Below are 25,602 nucleotides of genomic sequence, written 5' to 3' on the forward strand. Positions count from 1 at the left end.
TTCGTGTTGTGTCCCGTGAGGTTGGCGAGGAGCTCTGCGGGTGCCTTGTAGTCGAGGCATTTGAGGCGGGTTTTGTTGTAGCTGTCGACGAAGGCGTAGAGGAAGGCGTCGCGCTGGACATGCGAGGCGAACCTGTTCTTGCCACCATTGCCGCTGGCGGGGTGGCTGCGCAGAGCGTCGGCGAGGCGGCGGTTGAAGCGCTCGGCCATGCCGTTGGTCTGCGGGTGGAATGGGCGGGTGAGCCGATGATCGATGCCGTACCAGCGGCAGACGAGGTCGAAGGCATGCTTGCCGGTGGGCTTGCTGGGGTTGCGCCAGCGGGCGGCGCCGAAGCGATCGGTGAACTCGGCACCGTTGTCGGTGAGGATGGTGTGTACCGGATAGGGGAAGGCGGTGAGCAAGCGCACCAGGCAGGCGGCGATGGTGCTGGCGTCGCGCCGTTCAATGATCTCGATGTGGACGAACCGGGTGGCCCGGTCGATGGCGACGAACACGTAGCTGGGATGGCCCTCGAGCCGGGTCAGGTGCTTGAGGTCGATGTGGATGAAGCCCACCGGAGCCGGCTCGAAGCGCCCCACCGCCGGCTTGGAGGGCAGCGGCCGGCGCGAGATGCCGTGCCGCAGCAGGCAGCGGTGGATGGCGCTGCGGCTGAGCGCGTCATTGCAGCAGCGGTGCATGACTTCGACGATATCGTCGAGCGACAGCTCCAGTTCCTGGCGCAACGCCACCACCAGTTGCTCCTCGGTCAGGCTCAGGCTGGTCTTAAGCTGGTGCGGGGTGTGCGAGCGATCGGCCACCGAGGTGCGCCCCTTCCAGCGCCGCACAGTGCTCTCGTTGACACCCAGCTCGATAGCCAGCTCCGCAACGCTCGCCGTGCTGGCCTGAATGTACGCCCGCGTCTTCGGCGTCGTCGTCGCATTGGCGTGCAACTTCAGATCCATCCCAAGCGCTCCCTGACAAAGGCAACGCCTCGTTCTACACCGAGTCCATCCCGCCAATCCGCCGGAACAACACACNTTGGCGTGCAACTTCAGATCCATCCCAAGCGCTCCCTGACAAAGGCAACGCCTCGTTCTACACCGAGTCCATCCCGCCAATCCGCCGGAACAACACACGTTCGCCGGGATGACGGCCGGTGAGGAGTTGCAGAGCAAACGATACGGACTACTCCTCGTCTTCCGCCTCATCGACCTTGGGAACCCCATCCTCCTCATCCACCTCCATCGGCTCGGCCGGGATCACATAGCTCCCGCTGAGCCAGCGATTGAGGTCGATGTCCTGGCAACGGCCCGAGCAGAACGGATGGTGTTGCTGGCTCGACGGCTTGCCGCAGATCGGGCAGGGCCGGGTTGGCTTCAGCTTGATGATTTCGGCGGTCATCTCAGACTGCCGTGAGGTTCGACTGGTTCAACCAGTTGAAGTGCACCGGATAGCCTTCACCGGCCAGGAGGCCCACCGTTTCGTTGAGCGGCAGCCCGACCACGGCCGAGTAGGAGCCCTGCAGCTTCAGGACGAACGCCCCGGCAATGCCCTGGATGGCGTAGCCGCCGGCCTTGTCGCGCCATTCGGCGCTGGCGAGGTAGCTTTCGATCTCTCGCGCCGAGAGCCGCTTGAAGCGGATGCGGGTTTCGACCAGGCGTTTGCGCATCTGGCCGGACGGGGTCAGCATGGTGACGGCGGTGAACACCCGATGTGAGCGGCCCGAGAGGACCCTGAGGCACTCCGAGGCTTCTTCCATCGTCTCGGCCTTGGGCAGGATGCGGCGGCCCACGGCCACCACGGTATCTGCCGCCAGCACCAGCGCGTTGCCCGCGATGCCGGTGGTCTTGGCCTTGTGCTGCGCGGTGATCGCCTTCTGGTCGGCGAGGCGCTGCGCGAGCTTGCGTGGCAGCTCGCCCTTTTCCGGCGTCTCGTCGATATGCGCCGGCACCAGATGTTCCGGCTCGATGCCGATCTGGTTGAGCAGCGCGAGGCGCCGCGGCGAGGCGGACGCGAGGATAAGCTCGGGACGGCTGGCCATTGGGTGCCCTATTTGAAGCGGTAGGTGATCCGGCCCTTGGTCAGATCGTAAGGTGTCATTTCGCACAACACCTTGTCACCGGCCAACACACGGATGCGATTCTTGCGCATGCGGCCGGCAGTATGGGCGATGATCTCGTGCTCGTTTTCCAGTTTCACCCGAAACGTCGCGTTGGGCAGCAGTTCGGTGACCACTCCCGGAAATTCGAGCACTTCTTCCTTAGCCATACTGTCTCCATCAGCAGCGCGGCAGTGTCACCCGCCGCACTTCCGGATCTTACCTGAAGCGGTAGTTGATCCGGCCCTTGGTCAGGTCGTAGGGGGTCATTTCGACCAGCACCTTGTCGCCCGCCAGCACACGGATGCGGTTCTTGCGCAGCCGGCCCGCCGTATGGGCGATGATCTCGTGCTCATTCTCCAGCTTCACGCGAAAAGTCGCATTCGGCAGCAGTTCCGTGATCACGCCCGGAAATTCGAGCACTTCTTCCTTAGCCATTCTCTCTCCTGAGACGGCCCCGCGAAACACGTTACTGGCAATGTCGGGGGCTTGAATTGGGCGCCACCTATACTGGATGTCGCCCGGTTTGTGAACCACCCGCGGGTGGGGATGCTCTGTTGATATGGGGAATGAGGTACGATTTGAGAAGTGGGTGACGTTTGCGCACTGACTGCAGGCAGACGGGCCGTCTCTCTCAACGAGCCACCGGGTCATTCCCGCGAAAGCGGGAACCTCTGTTTTCTTGGCCTTCTGCACCATCGCAAACAGAGGTCCCCGCTTTCGCGGGGACGACATCGAGCATGGGCCCGCTCACCCCACCTTCGCCGGCGCCGCCACCAGCCTGTCGAGCCGCTCGCGCACCCGCTGCTGCAGTGTATCGCGCAGGGTGCGATAGGCGCTGAGCACCGCTTCGCGGTTGCCCTCGGTCTCGGTGGGGTCGGGCATCGGCCAGTGCTCGATCGCCCCCATCTCGAGGCCGCGCCGTTCGACTGCCTCGGGCGCGTCGGTCGAGAGCGTGATGACCAGGTCGAAATGGTTGGCCACCAGCTCATCCATGGTGTGCGGGGTATGGACGCTCATATCGATGCCGATTTCTTCCATCACTTCGTGGACGAACCCATCGGCTTTGCCCGAGCGCACCCCGGCCGAGCGGACGATCAGCCGCCCGGGGAAGAACCGCCGGGCCAGCGCCGCGGCGATCGGCGAGCGCACCGAGTTCATCGAGCAGACGAACAGCACGGTCGGCAGGTTCGACTCGCGCTCGTCGATCCGGCTGGCGAAGGGCTGCACGGCGCAGATCAGCGTGAACAGCCGTCTTGCGGTGTTGAGGTCCATCTCCAGCTTGTTGTCGAGCCGGGTGCGCAGCAGCTCCGCCGCCTCGTTGTGGAGGCCGCGCCGCGCCATGTCGACGGTTTCGATCTGGTAGGTCGAGCCGGTCTTGATCGCATCGTAATAGCTTTCGCGGATGCGGAAATAATCGCGGATCAGCCGCCGGAACGGGGTGAGCGACAGATAGTGCGCGGCGATCGGCTCATAGGTGTCCGGGTTGCGCACATCGAGCACGATGTAGTTCGAAATGATCGAGACGTGCAGCGCATAGGGCCCGGTCGCCTTCACCCGCGCCGGAGCGAAGACGTTCTCTTCGACCAGGTCGTAAATCGCGATGCGCCACTCATGCACCTCGTCGGGGTCGACTGAGGTGATGGTGTTGGGGTCCAGCGTCACGGCGACGATGCGATCGCTATTCGGATCGAACTGTCGCGGCGTCAGCGCCATCTAGCGATTGAGCCGTATGGCGATCGAGCGCTCATGCGCCCCGAGCCCCTCGGTTGTCGCCAGCGTCCGGGCTGATGGAGCCAGCTCCGCCAGCGAGGCCGGGTCGCACCCGAGTACCGAGGTCCGTTTCATGAAATCGAGCACCCCCAGGCCGGACGCATAGCGCGCCGAGCGGGCGGTCGGCAGCACATGGTTCGAACCACCCACATAATCGCCGATCGCCTCGGGCGTGTGATGCCCGAGAAAGATGGCACCAGCATTGCGGATTTTGGGGAGCAGCGCCTGCGGATCCTCGATCGCCAGCTCCACATGTTCGGACGCGATGCGGTTGGCGAGCTCCACCGCTTCCGCCATCGAGGCGACGGTGATGATGGCGCCGAACTCTTCCCAGCCGGCGCGGGTGATCTCGGCCCGCGGCAACAGCTCGATCTGCCGCCACACTTCGTCCTCGACCAGGTCGGCGAGCCTCGCATCAGTGGTGATGAGGATCGATTGCGCCCCGCCGCCATGCTCGGCCTGCGCCAGCAGGTCCGCGGCCACCCAGGCCGGGTTGGCAGAGGAGTCGGCGATGACCAGCACTTCCGACGGCCCGGCGATCATGTCGATGCCGACCGTGCCGAACACCTGGCGCTTGGCCGCCGCCACATAGGCATTGCCCGGCCCGACGATCTTACTGACCGGCGCGATGGTTGCCGTGCCATAGGCCAAGGCGCCGATCGCCTGCGCCCCGCCGATCCGGTAAATCTCGGTCACTCCGGCGATCTTGGCCGCGGCCAGCACCGCGTCGTTGGCCTCGCCGCCTGGCATCGGCACCACCATGGCGATGCGGCTGGCGCCGGCGACCTTGGCCGGCACGGCGTTCATCAGCACCGACGAAGGGTAGGCGGCCGTTCCGCCCGGCACGTAGATGCCCACCGCTTCCACCGGCGTCCAGATCGTCCCCAGCGTCACCCCGAGGTGATCCTGGTAGACATGGTCGAGCGGCTTCTGCTTTTCGTGGTGCGCGCGGATACGCTCATGCGCCACGGTCAGCGCCGACAGCACCTCAGCCGAGGTCCGGGCGCTGGCTTCGGCGATTTCTTCGTCGGTCACCCGCAGCGCCCACGCGGCCTGCGCCGGCTTGTCGAATTTTTCGGTGTACTCGATCACCGCCGCGTCGCCGCGCGCCTTCACGTCCGCGAGGATCGTGGCCACCGCATTGCCCACTTCCTCCGAAGCTTCGCGCTTCGAGTTCAGCAGCGTCTCGAAAGCTTCGGCAAAGCCGGCATCCCGGCTGTCCAGAATAACTGGCATTACGACGCGTGCTCGGGCTTGACCTTCGCCGCCCAGGCGGCGCCCAGATCCTGCAGCCGGGCTTCCAGCACTTCGACTTCCAGCCGCACCGTGCCGCCGCCGGCAAACGCCAGGTCGACCCAGCCGCTCGGCGCCGCGTTCTCGGTGAAGCGGATGGTCAAGAGTTCCAGCGCCCCCTCGAGCGAATTGGTGTCGATCCCCGCAACCTTCACCCCGGTCACCCGGTCGAAGTGCAAAGCCGCGCGCTTCCGCACCCCGGCCTTGGCGTTGCTGCCATCCTCCCAGGCATAGCGGTTCATCAGCATGGCGAAGCGCTGGTCGGCCTTGGCGTAACCCATATCGCCGACGCGCACGATGGCGTCCTGCGTGGTCGCCGAAATCACGTCGAGGTCTTCGCTATCAAGCGCCAGAAGCTTGAGATCGGTCATGTGTTGGGGGTCCGGAAACGGTGGAATTGACCAGCAAGTGGGGGCCCGACAGACGATCTACAAGCTAAGCGCCGGGGGGGCAATCGCTATGAGTCACCGGCGGTGCGGTGATCCTCCCCCGCGTGGCGGGGGAGGGGGACCAGCGTAGCTGGTGGAGGGNAGGGATCTCTCAGTCGTGATCCCCCCCCGCGTGGCGGGGGAGGGGGACCAGCGAAGCTGGTGGAGGGGGCGGCCAGACTCTCAGTCGCTTCCTGCAGTGGCAGGGGCCTCGCACATAAAGGAGTGCGTGGTGCCTTCTCCCCTTAAGGTCGCGGGACGAGGGCGGAGCCCTCGCCCGGAGGTGCCCGAAGGGCGGAGAGGGGTATCGCATCGCAAAGCGACGCGCGCTCCGAGCGTAGCGGGGAGCGTAGCGGGGAGCGACCCAGTACGGGAGAGATACCCCTCTGACTCGAGCTATGGGGCAAGGCGGCAGCAGCGATCAGCGGCACTAAGAAAAGAACGTGCCATAGATCACATAGCCGATCACCATCCCCGCCAGGCAGACGAGAATGCGTACCCACCAGCGCTGGGACGGGAGAAAGGCAATCTGCCCGCCGCGTGCCAGCAGTGCGCCTCCGGCGACAAGGGCAGTAAGCCATGACAGTTGGTAGGCAAGGGAGCATTTATCCCCGTGGCCAAGCTCGCAACTTGGCCAGGTGAGCCAGACGTACAGCCCAAACGACGCAGTTATCGCGAGCCAGGTTCGGAGACCCGGTATCAACGCCGCAAGTAGCGGAAGCGCCATGGGCACGACGATGGTCACTCCCGACAGCTCACCCCGTAACCCGCTCAATCTCCGCGCCAACCGCGCTCAGCTTGTCCTCGAGCCGCTCGAAGCCGCGATCGAGGTGGTAGATCCGGTTGACCACCGTCTCGCCGCGCGCCGCGAGCCCGGCGATCACCAGCGACACCGAGGCGCGAAGGTCGGTCGCCATCACCTGCGCGCCTTTCAGCTGCGGCACGCCGGTCACGGTCGCCATCTGGCCATCGACCTTGATGTCGGCGCCGAAGCGGGCGAGCTCGGCCACATGCATGTAGCGGTTCTCAAAAATCGTCTCGCGGATCTGCGAGGTGCCGTTGGCCATGGTCATCAGCGCCATGAACTGCGCCTGCAGGTCCGTCGGGAACCCCGGGAACGGCTGCGTCTCGGCATGCACCGCCTGGATGCCGTTGCCGTTGCGTCGGACCCGAATGCCGTCCGCTTCCGAGCTGATCTCTACCCCTGCGAGCGCCAGCGTATCGAGCGCTGCCTGCAGGTGCTCGGCCCGCGCATGCTTCAGCAGCACGTCGCCCCCGGTCATCGCCGCCGCCATGGCATAAGTGCCGGTCTCGATCCGGTCCGCCACCACGGCATGGGTTGCCCCATGCAGCTCATCGACGCCCTCGATGGTGAGCGTGCGCGTGCCGATGCCGGTAATCTTCGCGCCCATTTTCACCAGGCACTCGGCGACATCGCTGATCTCGGGCTCCATCGCGGCGTTCTCGAGCACCGTTGTGCCCTTGGCCAACGTCGCCGCCATCAGCAGCACATGCGTTGCGCCCACTGTCACCTTGGGGAACACCACGCGCGCGCCGCGCAACCCGCCCTTGGGGGCGCGCGCCACCACATAGCCCTCGTCGATCTCGATCTCGGCGCCCAGTTCCTTCAGCCCCGCGAGGAACAGGTCCACTGGCCGCGTGCCGATGGCGCAGCCGCCCGGCAGCGACACCCGCGCCTCATGCGCCCGCGCCAGCAGCGGCCCGATCACCCAGAAGCTCGCCCGCATCGTCGAGACCAGCTCGTAGGGCGCTGTGGTATCGACGATCTCGGCGGCCTGCAGCGTCATCCGCTGGCCCTCGAGCGTCGGTGCCTTGCGGCCATGCACGGCGATATCGACGCCGTGATTCTCGAGGATTTTTTCGAGCTGGTTGACGTCCGCCAGCCGCGGCACGTTCTCCAGCACCAGCGGGTCTTTGGTCAGGAGCGAGGCGATCATCAGCGGCAGCGCCGCGTTCTTGGCGCCCGAGATGGGGATCTCGCCCCTGAGCTCATTGCCACCCACCAGACGAATGCGATCCATGTTGTCTTCCCGACTGCGGAGCGTTCTGCTCTCGCCCCTAGCTATCCGAGTCACCAAGCGGCTTCAACGCGGCCCCATCGGCCGTGCTGTCTGCTTCCGTCTCGGGTAGAGATTTGCCGGTGCCCGCCGCCCGGGTCCGCGCCTGTTCCTTCCGCCGCTTCAGGTTCTCCCGAAGCTTTGCGGCCAATCTTTGCTCGCGCTTCGCCGCGTCGTCAGCCACGTCCAGCCTTGCCTTCACGTCACTCGATTTCACGCGCCACCCTAGCAGCAAAGCCACGTTCGCTGCTGTAGCCCGTTTGCAAGCTTTTTGCGCTTGCACCAGCCAAAGCCCTGTGGCAGTAACCGCCCCACGCCGCCGGGGGCCTCGCCCCACGCCATGCGTTCGCTGCAGTAGCTCAGTGGTAGAGCACTCCCTTGGTAAGGGAGAGGTCGAGAGTTCAATCCTCTCTTGCAGCACCATTTTTCCAAATTTACATCAGCAAAATCAACGACTTGCGGTTTCGGTTTGTCCGTAGACTGTCCTGCGCTAAGCTAGCGCAGCGCTAGCGCAGCACGATCCGGCTCAGCAAATTCAATGGGTTAGCCCGAGCGTTTTGGACCGTGCTAGCACAGAGCTAGCGCATTGGGGCACCAAAGTAATTCTTGGGTGGTGACGGTTTTGAGCAGCGACAAGCCCTACTCGGTGTACCAGCGGGCCGGCAGTGCTAACTGGTGGCTAAGGTTCTCGCTACCCAAACAGGGCCAAATCCGCATCGGTTTGAAGACGCCGGACTACGACGAGGCGCTTAAGAATGCTGCGACCGAATACCAGCGTGCCGTGTTCCGAGCCGAGCACAACATCCTGCCAGGCAAGATGTCATTCCATCGGCTGGCCGAGCAGTTTCTCGCATCGATCAAGGCGGACGAAACCGACGCGAAGAAGCACGCCACGTACGTCGCGCATCGAGGGGTCATTCAGAGGTATCTGCTCGAGTTCTTCGGCAAGACGCCGATCACCGCGATACATGAGCCCAAGTTGTACGAGTACGTGGAGTGGCGGACCACCTATTGGACCACCGGACCGGGCAAGAACCTCAACCACATCGAGTACCTTCGGAAAGGTCGGAAGGTTCTGCGTCCGGTCAAGCATGAGGAACCAGAGTTGGCCACGCTTCGGAAGGAAGCTGTCACGCTGCGTGCCGTGTTCGACTATGCCGCACGCAGCGGGTTCATCAACCGCGCAGCCATTCCAAAGCTTGAGCTAGGAAAAGAGCGCTCCAACAAGCGCCCTTCGTTCACCAACGAGGAGGTTTCGACGCTGCTGTCGCTGGCTGAGCAGCGCATCGCCGAAATGGCCAAGCACGAGAAGCTCCAGTACGAACGCTTGGTACTCTTCTGCTTCATCTCGATCGCCGTCGACACGGGTATGCGCCCGACCGAGCTGTACAACTTGAATTGGGCTCACATCGTCGGGTTTGAGCAGGAGCGGAACAAGCCGATTGCTGAGCGTCGCATACGAATTGACGCTTACGGCAAGGGAAAGCAACCGCAGCGGCTGGTACCAAACGTCGGTGTCTTCGGCGCGTTCGACAACCTATGGGACGCCTACACCAAGTTGCACGGACGGGAGCCCCAGCCGGATGATCCCGTGTTTGCCAACGTCGATGGCAATCGCATCGGCTCCATCAAGAACAGCCTGAACCAGCTGCTGATTGCGGCCAAGCTGAAGGCTGATGCATTCGGACGCGAGCGAACCGCCTACAGCTTCCGCCACACCTACGCGTCGAACCAAATCCGGAAGGGCACGGACGTCTACAAGCTCGCCATCAACATGCGCACGTCCGTTCGGATGATCGAGATGTACTACTCGGATGTCGTGCCGGACGATGTGGCCGAGCAGTTGGAAGGCAGCTTCAACTGACAATTGACGACGGGTCGATATCTGGTAGCTTCGCCGTTGAGCCTTAAGCACAGGCTTGTGTGCCCACCAGCTGCGAAGCGATGTCAGTGCTTTTCTAGATCGTACCAACTTGACCGTTCCCGATTGGGCGGATCGATTGGCAGTGGGCACCTGGTCAGATCCGTACACCACAGGAACTGTCCAATGAATAGCGATCATGAAGACCTCGTTGCCCTGAAAATCGCGGCCAAGACGTTCGCGAAGGGCATGGTTGTGCCACACCACAACGCCCTCGATACCATCGCGCAAATCTGCGACTTCCCGCGTTGGACTGCACTCACCAAAGCCTACGATAAAGGCTGGCGACCTACATGGCTGCAGGTCGAGCGCGCTGAAAACCTCTTCTACGACATAAGGCATCCAGCGCCACCGCGTGACACATCGAACGACACGTTGGTGGAACTAAAGGGGCACAAATGCACGTTGACCGAAGACTTCATGGATGTGCTCATCTGGGGCGAACGCTGGTGCATTCATCTCGGACACGCACCTTCGGAGCCTGCTGAGGTCGAGACCTACGGCGCCTGCGCAATCGACGATCCTGAAGTGTTGGCCGAAGCCATGAAGCTGCTGAACGAGGCCGCAGTCAGGCTTCGGGCCCGCATTGCCGACGATTGGCCACTCGATTCTATGAAGCCGGACGCACAGGGGCGGGTGATTCACCCGCTAATGCAGGGCGAACCTTCGCCAGACTGGTACTGTCTACACTGCGACGGAAAGTTCTCGGGCGTGCAGATGGGGTCGAACATGTGGCATTGTCCAAAATGCAGCGCGACGCCTATCGACATTTTCCCGACGCCGTTCTGGAGGGAAACCAAGGATGTCGCTCAGGGCAGCGCTCTCTAGACTTGGCAAGGCTTAGGGGGCGGAGACGACCCTCGTCGCGGTCGTCTCCGCTGTTCAAACGCTAGGTGAACGCGGCATCGCTCACTGCGTCTTGTCTCAAGCATTCTCGTGTCCTCAGCCGCACCGGCCGCCGAATATCGGCTTGCACAAGGTCGCAAGCAACGCACTCGGATGATTCAGAAATTCGACGCTCGGCGCGGGCTTCTTCCTCGAAGAATTGCGGGATAGTTAGTGCCCGGTTCCCAACCGGACTGAGGCAGGTCGGTCAGAACGTTGTTGGCGCAGGGCTGCCCCGTTAGACTCGTGCCATGCACCCGCTTCCCGACAACGTATTTGCGGCTCAGCAAATGCTGACCGAACTGGTCCGATCGCAGGCAGCACGTCTTGGGACGATTTTTCGTCCTTACGATGTGAAGACCAGCGTGGCTGCCGCAGGTGGACTGCTGACGGCTCCGAAGCTTCAGGCGAATACCGTCCGGCTTGAGGCCATTTGCCACCTCATCGTTGCCAGCGCAGCCGGCAAGAAGAAGCCGAACAACCAGGATGCAGCCCGGTGGTTCAAACAGGTGGGGCAGGTCTTCGCGCATATGGAAGATGCCGCCGAAGACGTGTTTGTCGCTCGTGTACATATGGACGGGCGAAACTACCGGGTGCTTGAAGGGCTGGCTGAGGCAAACGGCCATCATCTGCAGCACATGCTGACTGCCGTGGAGAATATGCCCGACCACAGCGTCTACGGCGCCCTCAAGCAATCCTGCCGTGCTATGCTAGCGCTTTCCGACCTTGTCTGTGTTCGCGCGGGACTGGATGCCTTTTGTCTCGGCGGCGAATACGGTTCTGATGCGCTCCCGGTGGATGACCTACCCACACTCAAAACGCTAGCAGCGCGCGTGACCTTCTCGGATAGTGACCTCGCAGTCGCGGGTATCAGCCGACGGGCGCTGGGTGGGTTCTGTCTACCTCCCACGAAGCGTGATGTCGGCTTCGGTGGGTATGGTGACAGTGCGCTGGAGCGGCAGCCGCTCATCGACTTTGGCGATGAGATCGTCGTGGCGCTGCCGTCCGCTATGGCAACGGCCATACGACGCGCGGTGATTGAAACCTGTCAGAACACGGGAGCCGAGTTCGCGCTGCGAACCGGCCTTCTCATCGCCCAGACAGACGAACTCTCTTTGAACCCGGCAATCTCGCGCATCGATATTACTCCTACGGAAATGAAGCCGGATTCCGCCGTGGTTCCATCCGAACCCGTCGAATTTCAGCCCGGCTTATGGTTTCAGCTCATCCTACTCACCGACGATTTCAGTGGCTTTCGGCAAACCGGCTTCGGTCAGCCCGGTCCATCCGACGAGACAAATGCAGAACTTCAGCAGGCGATTGACGCTGCCGCCAGCGAGATCAAAACCCGTCCCGGGTTCAAACTCGGTTTTTCGCTGATTGTCCTCTGCGGCTTCGGCCGAGGGCAGCTGGTTGAATTTACCCGGCCCGGCCACTGGTTGGCCGAAGGCATCAGCAGCTATGACCTCGACGTTTTGGGGTGGCGACACGACTTCACCATTGCCGAACTGCTCAAGTTCCTGATTGCCGAAGGTACCGCTGCCCACATGGGCTTTCCATTGATGGCAATTAACGGGCTTCTGGCCCGCATTGCCTTTGCGTACGACAATAATGGTCACGTCGTACCGCACGAAGCCATGCCGGATGGCACCGACGGCGCCACGCTCGTGGTGCCGACAAATGCGCATCTGCGGCTTAGGGCAGAGCATCATGCCCGCTTCGATAAGCATGCGGTCTCTGACCCGGCAGGCGATGTACTCGTTATTCGCCGCAAGGATGGCGGGAAGCGCTCGCCGGAAAACACGCAGCGAGTCTATGTTTCACATCTCGACGCCCGAGCACTCCGGTATCGCGGCGCATGGAGATCGGGAAACCGGACATGGTGGATTGAGACCATACCGTCGGGGGCACGCTCGTACCTCTACCCGGTGTTTGAAATGCAGATGGTATGGATGGAGCGCCTTGCCCCGATACTGGCGCGGCACATACCGGGGCTGCCAAATGTTCTGACATGGAAGCTCGTCACGCCTGCGTGGCCCAATATCAGGTCGGAAGAGATCGACCCACGGCCTAGGGAAGAGCTAAAGGCAGCCATCCGAGCATCCTGTGATCACGACGGAAGTGTTGTCACCACTGAAATCGGACTACCGTTCTTTCACGGCCTTTCGCACCCGAGCAACGTGTCGGAGGTGACTCTCATCGAGGCGTTCCTCGCACAGGTTGTCACTCTGGCGGATGGTGCCGAGGTCGATCTTGACGAGCTTGTGCGTGAGATCGTCCCTTCGCCAGAGGCGCGGCAACTTCATGCCTTCGCTCCCCAGGATTTCCGCGATCATGTTCGTGAATCGGTCTCCCGTAACATCGTAGAGATCAGTCGGTTTGATGATGCATCTCAGCGGTTGGGTTTGGGTTGGCATGGTCTTCCTCGTCCAGGAGGGGCGGTTCACGGGCGTGACGAATGCACGAAGGTCCTCAACGCGATCACCACCGCGGCGGAGGAGATGTTTTGCGGACATCTCAGGCAATTCGAGAGGCGCGCCCTCATTCGCCGCGTCGTGGAGAATCACGAGGCATCCATTGTCGACAAGTCTCGATGGGAGAGGACTTCGGGCGCCGTCCTCGACCTTTCGGCAAACCCTCAGGAAACCCGCGAAGAGGTCTATGAGAGCATTCTTAAAGCTAACGCCACCGGTCAAGCGAGCCGCGTCATTTTGGAAGCGGCGCTCTGCGAGTGTCCGGTGGGCGTTGGCTTCGAGGTTGCAGATTTCGACCTTTCCAACCTTATGGCTCTTGCGATGATGATCCATCACCTCGGAGGCTACTCCGATGCCATTCGTTATGAAGGCATGCGCCCCGAGATACGCATCTCTCCAGCGGGCGAGGTGCAGATCGACGTGTCGTTCTTCGACGCAATCGTGACCCCGGTAGGTGAGTCATTTGTTAGCGGGCAGATCGACCGGAGCCGCCGCGACTACTCAGAGCTCCTGCACGATCCGGCTCCATTCACCGAAGAACAGGCGACCGACCGGACAGACGCGCGCTTTGCCGCTGCGTGGGAAGCGGAAATGGGTGTGTCTTTGGCGAGCTTCCGCACCGCACTTGAGGCGTTGGAGGATCGATTGGTCGAGACCGGGAAGGCATGGGAGGTATTACCCAGGCCGGCACTGCTCGAATACCTCGCCGAGCATGTCGATTGCGCAGAGCAGTTCGTTGCGTCCCTCGAACTACTCCCGCGCAGCGGCTGGAAGACTATCCCACAGCCCTTTACCGATCAGGATCGGCAGCCATGGCGGTTCCGGCGGCGACTGTCCGCTGCGCGGCGTCCAATTCTTCGGCTGGAACCGCCCCCTGAATCGGACGTCGTGATCGTGCCCGGCATGATCCGCGACGCTTTCGCTGTCCTGATCCACAATTTCTACTACGGCCAGTATGACCTCAGTTCGATTGCTACGAGAGAGATGCGAAGTTGGAGAGAACACATCGTTGCGAAGGAAGCAGAGGAGTTTGAAGAACGAGTCGTCACTCGTTTGCAGAGCTTTGGATGGCAAGCCAAACGACGGGTGACGTTCCGCCAAGTGCTCGGCCGCAAGCTATCCGAGGACCCGGGTGATATTGACGTATTGGCCTGGCATCCCGACGGGCGTGTCATGCTGCTCGAATGCAAGGATCTCCAGTTCGCCAAGACTTCCAGCGAAATTGCTAAGCAGCTCTACAAATTCCGTGGCCAGACCGATGAGAAGGGACGACCGGACCTTCTAGGTAAGCATCTCAAGCGGATGGAGCTTGCACGGGAGAACGCCGCAGCGTTTCAGTCCTACCTTAAGCTCACTAGAGTGCACATTGACGGTGCCTTGGTTTTTGCACACACCGTTCCCATGAGCTTTGCTGCCGAGCGGATTGGCCACGCCGTAACACTGCTGACCTATGACCAGTTGGAGGGCACCATGGCGACAGCGAGCGCGGACTAGAGCACTTCTACGGCACGCGCTAGCATCGCGTCGTTCACGTCAATGTAGCGCTGCGTTGTGGCGAGGCTTCGGTGTCCGGCAAGGGTCATGATGACCTTGGGCGAGACACCGGAATGCGCTAACTGCGTTATGAACCAGCGTCTACCGCTGTGCGAGGTTGCCCCTGAAACGCCAGCGCTCGCGTAGATGCGCCCCATCAGTTGGCAGAGGCTATTCGCAGAGAACGCACCTCCCTTCTGCGAAGCGATCAGCGGAGCCGACCGCTTCGGTTCTTGCTTAAGGCGACTTCTATGCCCTGCCAGCTCGCGTGAGAGCTTCAAACCGATATGCACGGACCGCGCTTCGTTGGTCTTGGTGTGTGCGGCCTTCAGCAAAAACTGCCGCGCGATGTCACCACCGGGCTCCAGCAGGTCACCCCACGTCAACGCGGCAATCTCTCCGACTCGCATCCCGGCATAGTGGCTCAGCAGGACCAGCGCCCGGTTCCTCGCCGCATGCCGACTCTGCGCGATTACTGCGAGGACACGCTTCAGCTCCGCGTCCGTGAGCACCTTAGCTTGCTTCAACACATAACCCTTTCTGCGTGGTTTCACGCGAATTGTTATGTTGTCGTTTGACGCGAAGGACGACCACGAAATGATCGTTGCCAGAACTATTTGGTTCCCGGGACGATGGAGCCGAAATCTGATAGTATCGATCACAACGCGTCGATTCCAAATCTGAGGGGCAGAATGAACGATACGGGAAAGAAGCGACTGGTTTTCTGCTTTGACGGCACTTGGAATCGCATCGATGCGCCGTTTCCAACTAACGTCGTTCTCACGGCCGAGAGTGTACTTCCCCAAACACGCGATGGTGACGTTCAAGTCGTGTACTATGATGAAGGAGTGGGGACCGGACAGTGGGAAAAGTGGACAGGGGGCGTCTTCGGCGCTGGCTTGCTTAAGAACCTCGGAGACGCCTATCGCGCGCTCCTTTTCAATCATACCCCGGGCGATGAGATCTACATCTTTGGATTTTCACGCGGAGCCTTCACTGCCCGTTCCTTTGCTGGCTTAGTTGCGACGGTTGGCATCCTCAGTCGAAAGGACGCGGCCAAGGCCAACGAGGCCGTCGCGCTGTACAAGCGCAGAACTGACAGTCCAGGCTATCGCGAAGAGGTGGCGCGCTTCAGAGCTACCTACTCGGAAGAGACAACTGTATCTGAAGCCGATGAGGCCTGGCGCGTCGCCAACATGGCGGACTACACGGCCAGTTCGAGTCCCCGCCTTCGCGTTCGCTATCTAGGTGTGTGGGACACTGTAGGGGCTCTTGGAATTCCCCAAAGCGTCGCTCGATTTGGGCTGACCAGCGGCAAGTACCGTTTTCACGACCTGAACCTGTCGCCTTTCGTAGAGGAGGCTAGACACGCAGTCGCACTAGATGAGCGGCGGGTCGATTTCGGGCCCACTCTTTGGGAGAACATCGACGAACTCAACAAGGTCCGGGGCGTTGCAGGAGACGCTGACGACGCGCCCTATCAGCAGCGTTGGTTCCCAGGTACGCATGGCGGCGTCGGCGGCGGCGGCGACAGGCGCGGTCTGTCTGACGCTGCTCTGGAATGGATTTGGGATGGCGCACGACACGCAGGGCTTGAGCTCGACCTTAGAAGGGGCTCGCGTGTGTTTGAGCTACGCCCGGATCACACAGAGTACGTCGACAACGTCACGCCGTCCGGTCGATTTAGTCTGGGAGGGTTTCTTATGAACCTGAATCAGGCCGACAGGGCCGGTCCAAATACGCTCTCAAACGTTGCACAAAGTGCAAGGCGGCGGTGGAAGGACGATGCAGCCAACTTAAAAGATAGGAGTGCCTACCGACCGGGATCACTTCGCTCCGCCGCGCCCGGCCTCGATGCGCTTAAGTCAGAGGAATTGGGTCTCGGCGCGGATGCCAACAGCGCTCCTTTCAACCTCCACGTAGTGGTGGCGGGGGATACGCTGTCGAAGCTCGCCCTTCGCTTCTACGGCAACGCAGAACTCTGGCCGGAGATCTACTCGGCCAACAAGTACAAAGTCTCGGATCCCAATCGCATCTACGTTGGGCAGGTATTGAGGGTTCCGACGCTGAAAAGCGCTGTTCAGGTCAGCGATTGAAATCATCCGAGCGCGCGCTCCCACATAACCCTTACGCCCGATGCCTGGAGGTTTGTGATAGCATCAACTCCGCGTAAACACCACTACGTTCCAGAGATGCTGGTACGCAACTTCGCAACGGCGTCGGGGCGCGTCTACTACCTCGACAAGAACAAGCCTGACGCACGTATCGAAGAGCGCAATCCGAGCAGCATTCTCGCGAAGCCGCACCTTTACTCGACGATCGACAAAGCAGGGCGAAAGGACGCGTCCCAGGAGCTAGCCTACTCACGTCTGGAAAGTGACGCGGCCCCTATCCTCCAGAAAGTGATCATCGCCGCGCGGACCAGAGAGTTACCCTCCCTGACTAAGTCGGAGAAGGAATGCGTGGATGCTTTCCTTTTCGAGCAGTGGCGACGTGTGCCGGAACTGCGAGAGAGCTTAATGACCGCCAAGGACCTGGACGGGATGCTCGATGGGGCCGTCGATGCCTTGAGAGAGCGGCTTGGCAGAGAACCATCCTATGAAGTCGCGGCGTCCTTGTCTGACCCCAGTTTCCGCGAGCGGGTACTGCGCAATGCAAAGGTGGGTGCGTTGAATGCCAGAAATCCCAGCGCAATGGCGGTCCTGGATGGTCGGGGCTTGGCAGTCGCACTCGCACCAAGCGGAAAGTCTTTCGTGCTCGGAAGTCGGCCCGTTGTAAAGTTGTGCCCACCCGATACTAACGATCTACGAGATCACCGAGTCGAGCTTTGGCTTCCTATTTCGCACGACGTCGCAATCACCCCTGGCGGCGCCAGAGGCACCGAGCACACTTCAGAGCTCTCCGGGGAGAGTATTCGAAGGCTGAATCGGGTAGTGTGGCGGTCGAGCACGAAACTGGTCTCGAGCTCGCTGGCCCTCCTCACTTCCCTCGCAAATCAACGATAGACAGCCTGAGGTTGGTGAGGGCGCCGCGACCGCAGTCAAGAAGGGCGCGCCGAGGTCGGCCTCGGCTTCGTGCTGAAGCGATTGTGGGAGCTGCTGGCGCGGCCCTCAGCAGCCTTTAGACGTCGGCCGTTAGGCTCAGCACTCTGTGCGAACGCCCAGTGTGGGGCGCCGAAAATAACGTCTCACTACGCATTCTAGCTGAACGTTATGTTCTCCCAGGTCGCGGCGAGCCAGCGCGAAATTATCGTCTGCGTGGTCAACGGCTTAGCTGGGAATGTAAGAAACTGTGGGGAACCTTACGTCTCTCGTGGATGCAGCTCAGCCAGCATCTCGCATCTACGTCCAAAGCGACGTAAATGGGCCGAGCATGGCTTTGGTCATACTGCCGCTAACGGTCTCGGTCTACTGCGTTTCCGGACCGGTTTTCGCAACCGCAAAGCTTCAATCCCGCTAAGATGGTCGAGCACTTCTTCGGTCAATCCGTGATCAAAGCAGAAACGCTCTTTGGGGACGTCGCCAAAGAACCTGTCGTACCGCCTGATGGTGTCGCTCGCAGCCTTCGCATCGCCCCCGGTGATGACGGTAATAGTCGGAGCGATCCTCTCGGTGAGCTGAACGCGCTTTAACAAGTGCTTGAACTCAAAATCAGCAGCAGGCATCGAATACCCAAAGAACACCCAGTGCGCAGCCGTCTTGAGGTACGACTCCGCGGTTCTCCAGGTGGCAGCATGCATCGGAAAGTCGAGCGCCTTTCGGTAACTGAAAGTCGCAATTCGGGTACCAAGCGACTGCGACCTACAGTGCGGACAATGGGGACTAAGGGACCTCGGAAATTTGCCGCCGAGTGCGGGATCCAAGATAGCTCGCCAATCCCTTTCTTGGAACAGGGTCTGAGCGACGTGCTCGGTATCGGCCGACCGCACCCAAAAGAGCTCACGGCATGCATCGCAATAGAGCCAATTGATGGAGCCATGTGGCTTGAGTAGATGCAGAACCTCCTCGTCGTCAGTAGCACGCGCCTGACGCTTTACCTCGCCATCTCCAAACCTTGCGGCTGTCGCGTTGCACCCGTAGTCGACCTGTTCCACCTGTTGCCGCAGCGCTATCCCGCGCTCGAAGACCATGTCCCAATTCAAGCTCAGCACGGCAGTGTTATCGAGACGGAAATTATCAAAGAGCGCCGTAAGTAACCTGGCGTTCGCATCCCTTTTTCGTAGGTGACTCCCATGTGCCCGCTGAAGCATACGAACGATCCTTACAATCATCGCACGCCGGACAACTCGCAACTTGGCTGCGGAATATTCCTTGCCAAGATGATGGCCCGTGTTTGCCGAAAGATCGATGAGAGTAAAGATATCTTCCAGTTCTGGCCAGTTTTGCTCTGGAGTCTCCCGTCCCCCGTTAAAGGTGTCGTTGACGAAACGCTTCAAGAAATCGGCCTGAACAGCGCTGGGTCCTTCGTCACTCAATCCGTCGACATCGAGTAGTTTAGAAGTAAACTGGCTCGCCAAGGGCAAGCCAGCATTAGCCGAAAACCCCGCGCCAACGATCAACACTACACCAGGGTCGAAGTCCATATCGAACACGCCGCTCCCATTTCAACAGTGCAGCTATCCTCGCGGCTGCTCAATTCAGTTCGCTCGACTGCGATGGCACTCAGCATTTTCGGGAAGCCACCGATTCAAGCGCTGGCGGCCGGAGGCCGGGCAGCAGCGGTAACTTCATGGCTTAGCCGCGAATTCTTGTACACCCATTCGACACCTTCCTTGCCCCGTCCCAGCAAGCTCAAGGTGGCACACGGGATACGGCGCGCGTCGAACTTGCGCTGCAGGAATTCCGCCTGGCCCAAGTCGTGAGTGGAAAGTAGGACCTGGTAGTCCTTTTGCTGCACCATGTTGCCAACGAAGTCGGCGAAAGCAGCCGCGTGGATTGCGTCATTGTGCTGGAGCGGATCGTCGAGGACCAATGCGCGCCATCGCGCCCAGGGATAGGTGAGATTTGCCGCGCACAGCATGCTGACCGCTAGGGCCGCCATCTGGCCTTCGCTGTGTACAAGCAGCGGGTCGATCTGGCCAATGGCCGTTGGTAGTTCCCCGTTACTCGATGCGCTCTGCTCAATCTTCTTACGCTTGACATGCAGGTCGATGCCAACCCGGGGATCGCAGAGGATCGCTCGGTTGATCTGCTTCATCAGCGCGTCGAGGGGCAGGATATACTCGGCGTTGAAGTCTTCAACGTCCTTGGCAATATCAGCGCTTGCAAGGCCCGCAATGTCCTTGGCTTGCTTCGTCGCATCGAGCAGCCGTTGTTTGTCGAGTAGGTTCTTCTGCGCTACCGCGCGGATCTGATCACGCTGGCTGTTGGGCGCCAGGTCCGCTACCAGTCGCAATCGTTCGAAGGCCCCGCGATGGGATTGCTGCCGCGCCCACGCCTCGCGGCCCTCACGAAGTCGACGGAGGAGCGTAGTCGCTTCCTCGATCGCGCTTTCGGAAGCCGCCAGTCGCTGATCTGCGCTTTCCAAATCCAACGGCGTTGGACCCTCTTCCGACCATCCGAGCTGCCGCCACTGCGCTCGAGTGCGCTGTGAATCTGAAACAACCTGCGCGAGTTGGTCGGCCAGCTCCTTCCTCTTGGCTGTTGCGCTGGCGCCGGCCTGCTGCAACGCCGCCGCGCGTGCGTCCAACTCAGCGGCGACGTTGCTCGCTGCGTCGGACGCTTCCTGAGCACGTCGCAGGGCCTCGGCGGCAGCGTCGATTGCGGATGCAAGCCGATCGGCACCAAGCGGGGTTGGCTCCGCGGGAAGAAGCGACGTCGCCCGAGTGGCAGCCTCAGTCGCGGAACTTTGCTCGGCAGCTGTGAGATCCGTCAGGCTGCGCGCCAGCGTTTCCCGCCGGCGCAGAGCATCGTCGCGCCTTCTGGTGGCATCATCCGCCACGGTGCCAACGTCGTCTGGCGCGAGACGGGCGATCCAACGCGCACGACGTTCGCGTCTCGCCTGAAGGGTCTCAAGTCTCGACACCAGCCCGAGTCGATAAGCGTTGAGACCAACAAAGTCTGCAGGACCTGGCCAGGCGATCCGCGCGAGCAGCTGGTCGTTCTGGGTTTGCTCTGCGAGGGTTTGTTCACGCGCCCCCCGAATCTGAGTTTGGACACTTTGCGCCGCTTTCAGCTGCTCGGCGGCTGCGTTGAGCGCGTTCTGCGCGGCCCGCGACGCCTCCTCTTGGCTGACGAGCAGAGGTGCGAGACGCTGGGCCGCGAGGGAGGCCCGGCCGTGCAAAATTTCGGCGCTCTCAAAGGGAGTTGCGCATACCGGGCAGTCGCATGCATCAGCGGGCAGATTAGCAGCGATTGTGGAAACGGCTGCGGTCAGCGCGCCCACGGACGTCTTCATTTCGGCAAGCAGCGACCCCTGCACATCTGCCACCCGCCTTGCTTCGCTCAGCATGACCTCGGCAGCGGCGACCACCTGATCGATGGACGAATTCTCGCGCTCCATTGAGGCGAGCGTTTCCCGCAGCACGTCCAGCCCACCCGATCGTGTGAGCCACTGGACAGTCCGGTCGAACTCCTCTCGCGCTGAAAGGACTTGGCCGTCGATCGTTATGGTCTCGCCTTCGAGTCGAGCGAGGACTTGGCGCCGCCGCTCCACCCGTTCGACTTCGCTTTCGGCGCCTCTGAGTGACTGCTCTGCCTCGGACAGCGAAGTCGCCGCTTGCTGGCGGTCTTGTTGCAGCTGGGCGAGGCGGGCCATTACCTCACGCAAACCGGCCAGTTGTACGTGCCCGTTTCGCGCTGCGGTAAGTGCTTCTAGTGTCGCTGCCGCTTCGCTGCGTTTTGCGGCGGCATCTGCCGTGACTTGCGTTGCCAACGTGGCTGCGGTCGTAAGTTCGCGCTCCGCCTCGGCTACTGCCGCTCTTTTCTGCGCTACGTCGAGGGCATTCCGACCCTGCTCGTCAAGGACAAGCCGCGACTGCGTGATCGCGAGACGACGGTTCCTGGCGGCGGCGGCCGCAGCATCAATCGACGTCTGTAGCGCGTCATCGTCGAGCGTGTCGATGCCGTCGGATGCAGGCACGTTCCTTCCGTCGACCACCTCTCCGCGGCCTAAGGCGCTCGCGATTTGCTGAACCAACGCCCGAGCGGCTTCATCATCGATCGCACCGGAAGCTTGCGCGCCTTGCCAGAGCTCGCCCTCCTGGTCGAGCAAGCTGCGGTGGTCGTTGACGTCGCGCTCGAGTTCGTTGATGCGTTTGGTGAAAGCGCGTGCGGCGGCATTGCTGCCCTTTCCATGCATCGCAATACCGATCGCTTCGAGTTCGGCGCTCTGCGCGGCCTCCTTGAGGATCTCGAACCGCTCGTCGGCGGATCGATGCGTGAGCCGCGAAAGCGTCGATTGTCCCAGGAAGTGGGTCAGCAGTAGATAGCGGTTGAGAGCACCGATCGACGGCTTCCAGTCATCGGCCCGAAGATATTTTGCGACGTCCTCGATGCCGGCCAGGGTCGAGGTGACAGCCTGCGGCGAGGCAAGCCGACGTTCGATAATCGTGCCATCCGAAAAGCTCATTGCAGCTGTTGTGGGGCCGGGCTCGTCGCGCCAACGACAGAGGTACTTGCCTACTTTGTCGTACCCATTCGCCGGACGGAAGTGATCGATGTTGTCGGTGAGCGTCCACTCCAGCGCGTCGAAGAGAGACGATTTGCCGAGTCCATTGCTGCCGTGGACGATTAGGACGCTCGGTTGTGCTGCCAGTTCCACCTTAAGCTTTGAGAAGCTGCGGAACTGCACGAGTTCGATGCCGGTGAGATAGATCTGGTTCATTGGGCTGCCCCTCGGGCGGAGACCAACTCGACGACCAGAGCGTCCGGATCGTCGCTCATTCGCCGAACAGCATTGACCCACTGGTCGGCAACTTCGCGGGAGAGGCCGCGGTTAACCAGGATCCGCTGTGCCAACCCTTGGTTGTTGTCGAGCGGGGCATTGAACTGTTCGTCTGCCTCACGCCACGGCGCTGCCAGAAACGTGCGGGTTAGAAACTCCTTGTACGAGGCGTCGAGCGCCGCCTTGTCAGGTATCCAGATGATCTTGCGGCAAACCGTCTCGTCCCGTTCGGCTAGATCGACAACATTGCGCCAGTCCGCGTCAGGTGAGGGATCGGCAGCGCAGAGGATCAGGTGGGCGTTGATGACTTCCTCGGCACGCATATAAGAGCGCGCGATCACCATCTGGCTGTGCAGCCTGCGCAGTGAGGTCTGCATTTCTTCCACGCTGCCAAGCACGACGGGCGCGACGATTGTAGGATAGTTGCCGAGGCGCAGACCATAGGCCCCGATGGGAAGCGCAACGCTGCTTTCATCCGACCGGCCACGGAATTGAGGGCGCGTGAATTCCGGCACGAGTGCCGTCGTCCAGCCTAGGGTCATGGCCGAAGCAATCAGTCGGTCCCTGAGTTGTTCCGCCGTCATTTTGCCACTCCGTTTAGCTGGTCGTCCTGACGCTCCCGCAAGGCGGCGAACTCCTCGGCCACAGCCTCTTTCCACTTGTCGAGATCACCGGCCCAGCGCTCTCGCCAGAATGGATTGTTTTGAATGATGGCCGGGCTGACGCGTCGGGCGGCTCTTACGGTGTTACCGATCGTGCCGCCGTCGAGAACCCGGCCCGCAGGGTTGCGGACATTAACCTCGCCGCTGGCCGAAAGGATAAGGGCATCGACACCCCAGTCATCCGGTTCCCTCCGGACGGAGATGGGATCGGCACCGATCACTTCGCAGCCCGTGCCCAGAGCAACCGCGTCAGCCGCGAACCCGAGATTGCCGCGCTCAATTGATTTTGGTGCAAGGGGTTGCTGGCAATTCGCCGCCATAATCATAATGAGCGCGTTAGCCATCCGCTGGACGCTGCCGTGATCGCCGTCCCATGGGCTTACTTCCTGTTGGTCGACTTGCGCGAGCCAGCGAAGAAAATCGAAGCGTACCGAGGGGTTCGCATCGAGATCTGGCTGCCACGCCTTCCAGGTTTTGCCGATTTCTGCAAGAAGTGGGGTCGACAGCTTGCTCAGTGGGGGGGTTTGCCCAAGAGCGATGGCGGATTGAACGCGGCTGTCCAGTGCGCGCATCAGGCAAGCATCAACGCCAGCCATAATCTGAGCCCCGTCATAATCCCGCGCCGCGCGAACCGAGGTAGGATCAGGAGCGGCTGAGATGCCAGGCAACAGCTCAGTCCACTCATTCAGTACGGTTGGATGTGCCCGCAGATCGATCTTGCCGGCGCTGCCTTTGGCTAGTCGGACGAGATCTCTCGCCTCCGAAAACTTACTTGGCAGTACATGGACATCGACCGTAACGCGCTTGGGGAGTCGCTCGCAGGCGACGGCCACGTCGGTCAACCCGTGGCTGCCGCGCTCGATAAGAACATGCGCAGCCGGGTCCACGAGGATCTCCACAATCCGCTTTGCCTCATCGGCCTGGAGGAGCTGCTGAGGCCTCGATGCATGATCCGCAATCTTTCGGATGCGGAGCTGCTCGAACAGTTCAAAGGTTGACTCGTCTAAGACCGGCGGCGCCGCAAGAGCGGGGCCGGCTTCGAGCAGGGGAGCCAGGTGCGCCTCGTAGTCGACGATCAGCGTGGCCGCGGGCACGTACCGCTTCTTGATGTCGGGGCCATGACGCAGAACGACATGTTTGAATGACCCTGTATAGGGCGTACTGCCGACGCTGATGCCCTCCAGAGCGGTGCCATCAGTTGTCTTCGACGTTCCAGCAACGAACCCTCTGGTGCGTTGGACCGTGATCCCTTCCGTGCCGGCTGCCTCGAGCAGCGCCAAGACCATGCATTGGTTTAGCTGTGATGCTCGGCCGGCCGCAAAAAGCGGACCACTCGAATTGATTGTGACGATCCGATCCTTGCGAAGCATGGTGCGCAATCGGTCCAGTACGCCGTGCATCTCCAGGATTGGGAGAAGGTTGCTGCGGAGGCTCGCCCCGATGTCTTGTTCAAATGCTGCCCCAGTGAAAGTCGCGCCGGCCGCGATACGAAGCTCGTCCCCTGGGAAGAACCCGAGGAAGTTCCTCGTAAAACTAACATGTTCGAAGCCATCGATGAGCAGTCCCAGCGTCTCCGTCAACGCCCCGTCGCCATTGCCGCTTACGACATACGTGGCGCCCGAGACGGGTTCGGTTGCCGACGTGCCGACCGCGCCCGGCCGCCAATAGTCTTCGGGTACGACATCGCCAGCCGGCCGTTCGTCGCCGAATCCCATGGCCAGAACGACGTGCTGAAAGATACGAGTCTGAGGACCGTCCGAAGTTTCGAAAGTGAGCTGCCACGCTGGGCCTGAGGGGACGATGCCGACGAGCTTGTGACCTGCGCGGAACATCAGGTTGGACAGCGGCGCACTGATCTTGGAGAACTCGCCACGCAGTGCGTTACACACCACCCCGCCCGTTCCCGCGGACCAATCCATCACGGGCAGGCCGGCCCGATCATCAAGCGACCCCCGTGCAGGCCATTCATAGATGTGCGGGTGAAGCAAGCGCGATGACGCACTCTGGAGCTGCAGGATCTGCGCTGCGGGATCGTATAGAGTTACCTGCTTGTCGAGCAACGCAAGGGCAGCGGCAACTGTCGAACCGGCAGCGCCGGCGCCCACGATCGCGACCTGCTGCCCAGTCTTGATCAGATCCAGCTCGTGCATTGCATGGGCGAGGCGCAGGGCGCGAACTTGCTGCGAATAGAAAGTGATGCGCGAGGTGAACGGGCCGACAAAATAGACTGCCTTTGCAGACGGGGCCTGGGAGGCGTTGATCAAGTCGGTGTGATCCATCGTCATTTTTGCCATTGATGTGGAAATCCGTAGGCCGCACAGAGCGCGGTAAACAATAGTGACCGGGAGGCGGGGTGTTGTTGATAGGCTTTTCCAACCGCACGACCGTCGTCGAAGCAGGTGGTACGACCACAATCTAGTTGATGCGCCCTCCTTCCTTACTTATCCGGCATTGCACAGGCGCGCCAAGGACGTTTTCCGTCCGCAACGGCTGCATTTCACAGCCCAAGGTTGCTTTGCATCCTTGCGCTGACAGCGGGCATTGAGTTTGAGCGCCGTGGCAAGGCGGCGCTACAATGGAAGCTGAGCGCTGCC

General features: G+C 61.4%; 20 protein-coding genes and 1 tRNA gene. 6 read left to right on the forward strand and 15 right to left on the reverse strand.

All coding sequences use genetic code 11. The features are described from left to right. The 10 genes from ASC68_RS22445 to murA all read right to left on the reverse strand — a co-directional run. The coding region (locus tag ASC68_RS22445) for a DDE-type integrase/transposase/recombinase (RefSeq protein WP_055884456.1) at positions 1 to 941 on the reverse strand (941 nt) is incomplete at its 3' end. A 223-nt stretch (positions 942 to 1,164) separates the two neighbouring features. After that, a complete protein-coding gene (yacG, locus tag ASC68_RS22450; protein ID WP_055884457.1) occupies positions 1,165 to 1,380 on the reverse strand; it encodes a DNA gyrase inhibitor YacG in 216 nt (71 codons plus the stop codon). Between the two features lies 1 nt (position 1,381). Beyond that, complete coding sequence (locus ASC68_RS22455; RefSeq protein WP_055884460.1) at positions 1,382 to 2,020, reverse strand: Maf-like protein; 639 nt, start codon at positions 2,018 to 2,020, stop codon at positions 1,382 to 1,384. A gap of 8 nt (positions 2,021 to 2,028) precedes the next feature. Further along, positions 2,029 to 2,247: a translation initiation factor IF-1 gene (gene infA, locus ASC68_RS22460; protein ID WP_035082742.1), complete on the reverse strand. Its 219-nt coding sequence runs from the start codon at positions 2,245 to 2,247 to the stop codon at positions 2,029 to 2,031. 49 nt (positions 2,248 to 2,296) lie between these two features. Continuing rightward, the gene (infA, locus tag ASC68_RS22465; RefSeq protein ID WP_055048078.1) at positions 2,297 to 2,515 is read right to left on the reverse strand and encodes a translation initiation factor IF-1; all 219 of its coding nucleotides are present in this window, start codon (positions 2,513 to 2,515) and stop codon (positions 2,297 to 2,299) included. A 312-nt stretch (positions 2,516 to 2,827) separates the two neighbouring features. After that, positions 2,828 to 3,793 (reverse strand): UPF0262 family protein, encoded by a 966-nt coding sequence (locus ASC68_RS29445; protein WP_082528395.1) that lies wholly within the window; start codon positions 3,791 to 3,793, stop codon positions 2,828 to 2,830. Next, entirely contained in the window at positions 3,794 to 5,086 is a 1,293-nt protein-coding gene (gene hisD, locus ASC68_RS22475; RefSeq protein WP_055884462.1) for a histidinol dehydrogenase, read from the reverse strand. Next, complete coding sequence (locus tag ASC68_RS22480) at positions 5,086 to 5,514, reverse strand: DUF2948 family protein (protein WP_055884465.1); 429 nt, start codon at positions 5,512 to 5,514, stop codon at positions 5,086 to 5,088. The genes hisD and ASC68_RS22480 overlap by 1 nt, the downstream gene beginning before the upstream one ends. Positions 5,515 to 6,001: 487 nt before the next feature. Next, entirely contained in the window at positions 6,002 to 6,316 is a 315-nt protein-coding gene (locus tag ASC68_RS22485) for a hypothetical protein (RefSeq protein ID WP_055884467.1), read from the reverse strand. A 10-nt stretch (positions 6,317 to 6,326) separates the two neighbouring features. Beyond that, positions 6,327 to 7,613: a UDP-N-acetylglucosamine 1-carboxyvinyltransferase gene (gene murA, locus ASC68_RS22490; RefSeq protein WP_055884470.1), complete on the reverse strand. Its 1,287-nt coding sequence runs from the start codon at positions 7,611 to 7,613 to the stop codon at positions 6,327 to 6,329. Between the two features lie 384 nt (positions 7,614 to 7,997). Here murA and ASC68_RS22500 point away from each other — a divergent pair. The 4 genes from ASC68_RS22500 (at position 7,998) to ASC68_RS22515 (ending at position 14,423) form a co-directional block, all read left to right on the forward strand. Next, positions 7,998 to 8,072: transfer RNA gene (locus tag ASC68_RS22500), tRNA-Thr, on the forward strand. Positions 8,073 to 8,271: 199 nt separating this feature from the next. Next, on the forward strand, positions 8,272 to 9,513 hold the full coding sequence (locus tag ASC68_RS22505; RefSeq protein ID WP_156387419.1) for a site-specific integrase: 1,242 nt from the start codon (positions 8,272 to 8,274) through the stop codon (positions 9,511 to 9,513). A 183-nt stretch (positions 9,514 to 9,696) separates the two neighbouring features. Further along, positions 9,697 to 10,398: a hypothetical protein gene (locus tag ASC68_RS22510; protein WP_055884479.1), complete on the forward strand. Its 702-nt coding sequence runs from the start codon at positions 9,697 to 9,699 to the stop codon at positions 10,396 to 10,398. 347 nt (positions 10,399 to 10,745) lie between these two features. Then, positions 10,746 to 14,423 carry a hypothetical protein gene (locus tag ASC68_RS22515; RefSeq protein ID WP_156387420.1) on the forward strand — a complete coding sequence of 1,226 codons (3,678 nt, stop codon included), beginning with the start codon at positions 10,746 to 10,748 and terminating at the stop codon, positions 14,421 to 14,423. Here the strand turns inward: ASC68_RS22515 and ASC68_RS22520 are convergent. Beyond that, on the reverse strand, positions 14,420 to 14,989 hold the full coding sequence (locus ASC68_RS22520; protein WP_055886105.1) for a site-specific integrase: 570 nt from the start codon (positions 14,987 to 14,989) through the stop codon (positions 14,420 to 14,422). The genes ASC68_RS22515 and ASC68_RS22520 overlap by 4 nt on opposite strands. A gap of 165 nt (positions 14,990 to 15,154) precedes the next feature. Between ASC68_RS22520 and ASC68_RS22525 the strand changes: the two genes are divergently transcribed. Both ASC68_RS22525 and ASC68_RS22530 read left to right on the forward strand, forming a co-directional pair. Then, entirely contained in the window at positions 15,155 to 16,558 is a 1,404-nt protein-coding gene (locus ASC68_RS22525) for a DUF2235 domain-containing protein (RefSeq protein ID WP_055884485.1), read from the forward strand. A gap of 54 nt (positions 16,559 to 16,612) precedes the next feature. Continuing rightward, positions 16,613 to 17,467, forward strand: a complete 855-nt coding sequence (locus tag ASC68_RS22530; RefSeq protein ID WP_282569969.1) for a DUF4238 domain-containing protein — start codon at positions 16,613 to 16,615, stop codon at positions 17,465 to 17,467. 377 nt (positions 17,468 to 17,844) lie between these two features. Here the strand turns inward: ASC68_RS22530 and ASC68_RS22535 are convergent, their stop codons facing one another. The 4 genes from ASC68_RS22535 to ASC68_RS22550 all read right to left on the reverse strand — a co-directional run bounded on the left by ASC68_RS22535 (position 17,845) and on the right by ASC68_RS22550 (position 25,302). Continuing rightward, on the reverse strand, positions 17,845 to 19,053 hold the full coding sequence (locus ASC68_RS22535) for a hypothetical protein (RefSeq protein ID WP_156387421.1): 1,209 nt from the start codon (positions 19,051 to 19,053) through the stop codon (positions 17,845 to 17,847). 95 nt (positions 19,054 to 19,148) lie between these two features. Continuing rightward, positions 19,149 to 22,286 (reverse strand): AAA family ATPase, encoded by a 3,138-nt coding sequence (locus ASC68_RS22540; RefSeq protein WP_055884493.1) that lies wholly within the window; start codon positions 22,284 to 22,286, stop codon positions 19,149 to 19,151. Next, positions 22,283 to 22,930: an ABC-three component system middle component 1 gene (locus ASC68_RS22545; RefSeq protein WP_055884496.1), complete on the reverse strand. Its 648-nt coding sequence runs from the start codon at positions 22,928 to 22,930 to the stop codon at positions 22,283 to 22,285. The genes ASC68_RS22540 and ASC68_RS22545 overlap by 4 nt, the downstream gene beginning before the upstream one ends. Beyond that, positions 22,927 to 25,302 carry an ABC-three component system protein gene (locus ASC68_RS22550; protein WP_156387422.1) on the reverse strand — a complete coding sequence of 792 codons (2,376 nt, stop codon included), beginning with the start codon at positions 25,300 to 25,302 and terminating at the stop codon, positions 22,927 to 22,929. Before ASC68_RS22550 ends, ASC68_RS22545 begins: the two co-directional genes overlap by 4 nt. Between the last annotated feature and the right edge of the window lie 300 nt (positions 25,303 to 25,602).

This window comes from Devosia sp. Root105, assembly GCF_001424865.1.
Taxonomy (GTDB): domain Bacteria; phylum Pseudomonadota; class Alphaproteobacteria; order Rhizobiales; family Devosiaceae; genus Devosia_A.

Excerpts from the sequence above, each read along its gene's own strand:
- yacG (WP_055884457.1), bottom strand. The coding sequence starts at position 1,380 with ATGACCGCCGAAATCATCAAGCTGAAGCCAACCCGGCCCTGCCCGATC.
- ASC68_RS22455 (WP_055884460.1), bottom strand. The coding sequence starts at position 2,020 with ATGGCCAGCCGTCCCGAGCTTATCCTCGCGTCCGCCTCGCCGCGGCGC.
- infA (WP_035082742.1), bottom strand. The coding sequence starts at position 2,247 with ATGGCTAAGGAAGAAGTGCTCGAATTTCCGGGAGTGGTCACCGAACTG.
- infA (WP_055048078.1), bottom strand. The coding sequence starts at position 2,515 with ATGGCTAAGGAAGAAGTGCTCGAATTTCCGGGCGTGATCACGGAACTG.
- ASC68_RS29445 (WP_082528395.1), bottom strand. The coding sequence starts at position 3,793 with ATGGCGCTGACGCCGCGACAGTTCGATCCGAATAGCGATCGCATCGTC.
- hisD (WP_055884462.1), bottom strand. The coding sequence starts at position 5,086 with ATGCCAGTTATTCTGGACAGCCGGGATGCCGGCTTTGCCGAAGCTTTC.
- ASC68_RS22480 (WP_055884465.1), bottom strand. The coding sequence starts at position 5,514 with ATGACCGATCTCAAGCTTCTGGCGCTTGATAGCGAAGACCTCGACGTG.
- murA (WP_055884470.1), bottom strand. The coding sequence starts at position 7,613 with ATGGATCGCATTCGTCTGGTGGGTGGCAATGAGCTCAGGGGCGAGATC.
- ASC68_RS22510 (WP_055884479.1), top strand. The coding sequence starts at position 9,697 with ATGAATAGCGATCATGAAGACCTCGTTGCCCTGAAAATCGCGGCCAAG.
- ASC68_RS22515 (WP_156387420.1), top strand. The coding sequence starts at position 10,746 with ATGCTGACCGAACTGGTCCGATCGCAGGCAGCACGTCTTGGGACGATT.
- ASC68_RS22525 (WP_055884485.1), top strand. The coding sequence starts at position 15,155 with ATGAACGATACGGGAAAGAAGCGACTGGTTTTCTGCTTTGACGGCACT.
- ASC68_RS22540 (WP_055884493.1), bottom strand. The coding sequence starts at position 22,286 with ATGAACCAGATCTATCTCACCGGCATCGAACTCGTGCAGTTCCGCAGC.
- ASC68_RS22545 (WP_055884496.1), bottom strand. The coding sequence starts at position 22,930 with ATGACGGCGGAACAACTCAGGGACCGACTGATTGCTTCGGCCATGACC.
- ASC68_RS22550 (WP_156387422.1), bottom strand. The coding sequence starts at position 25,302 with ATGGCAAAAATGACGATGGATCACACCGACTTGATCAACGCCTCCCAG.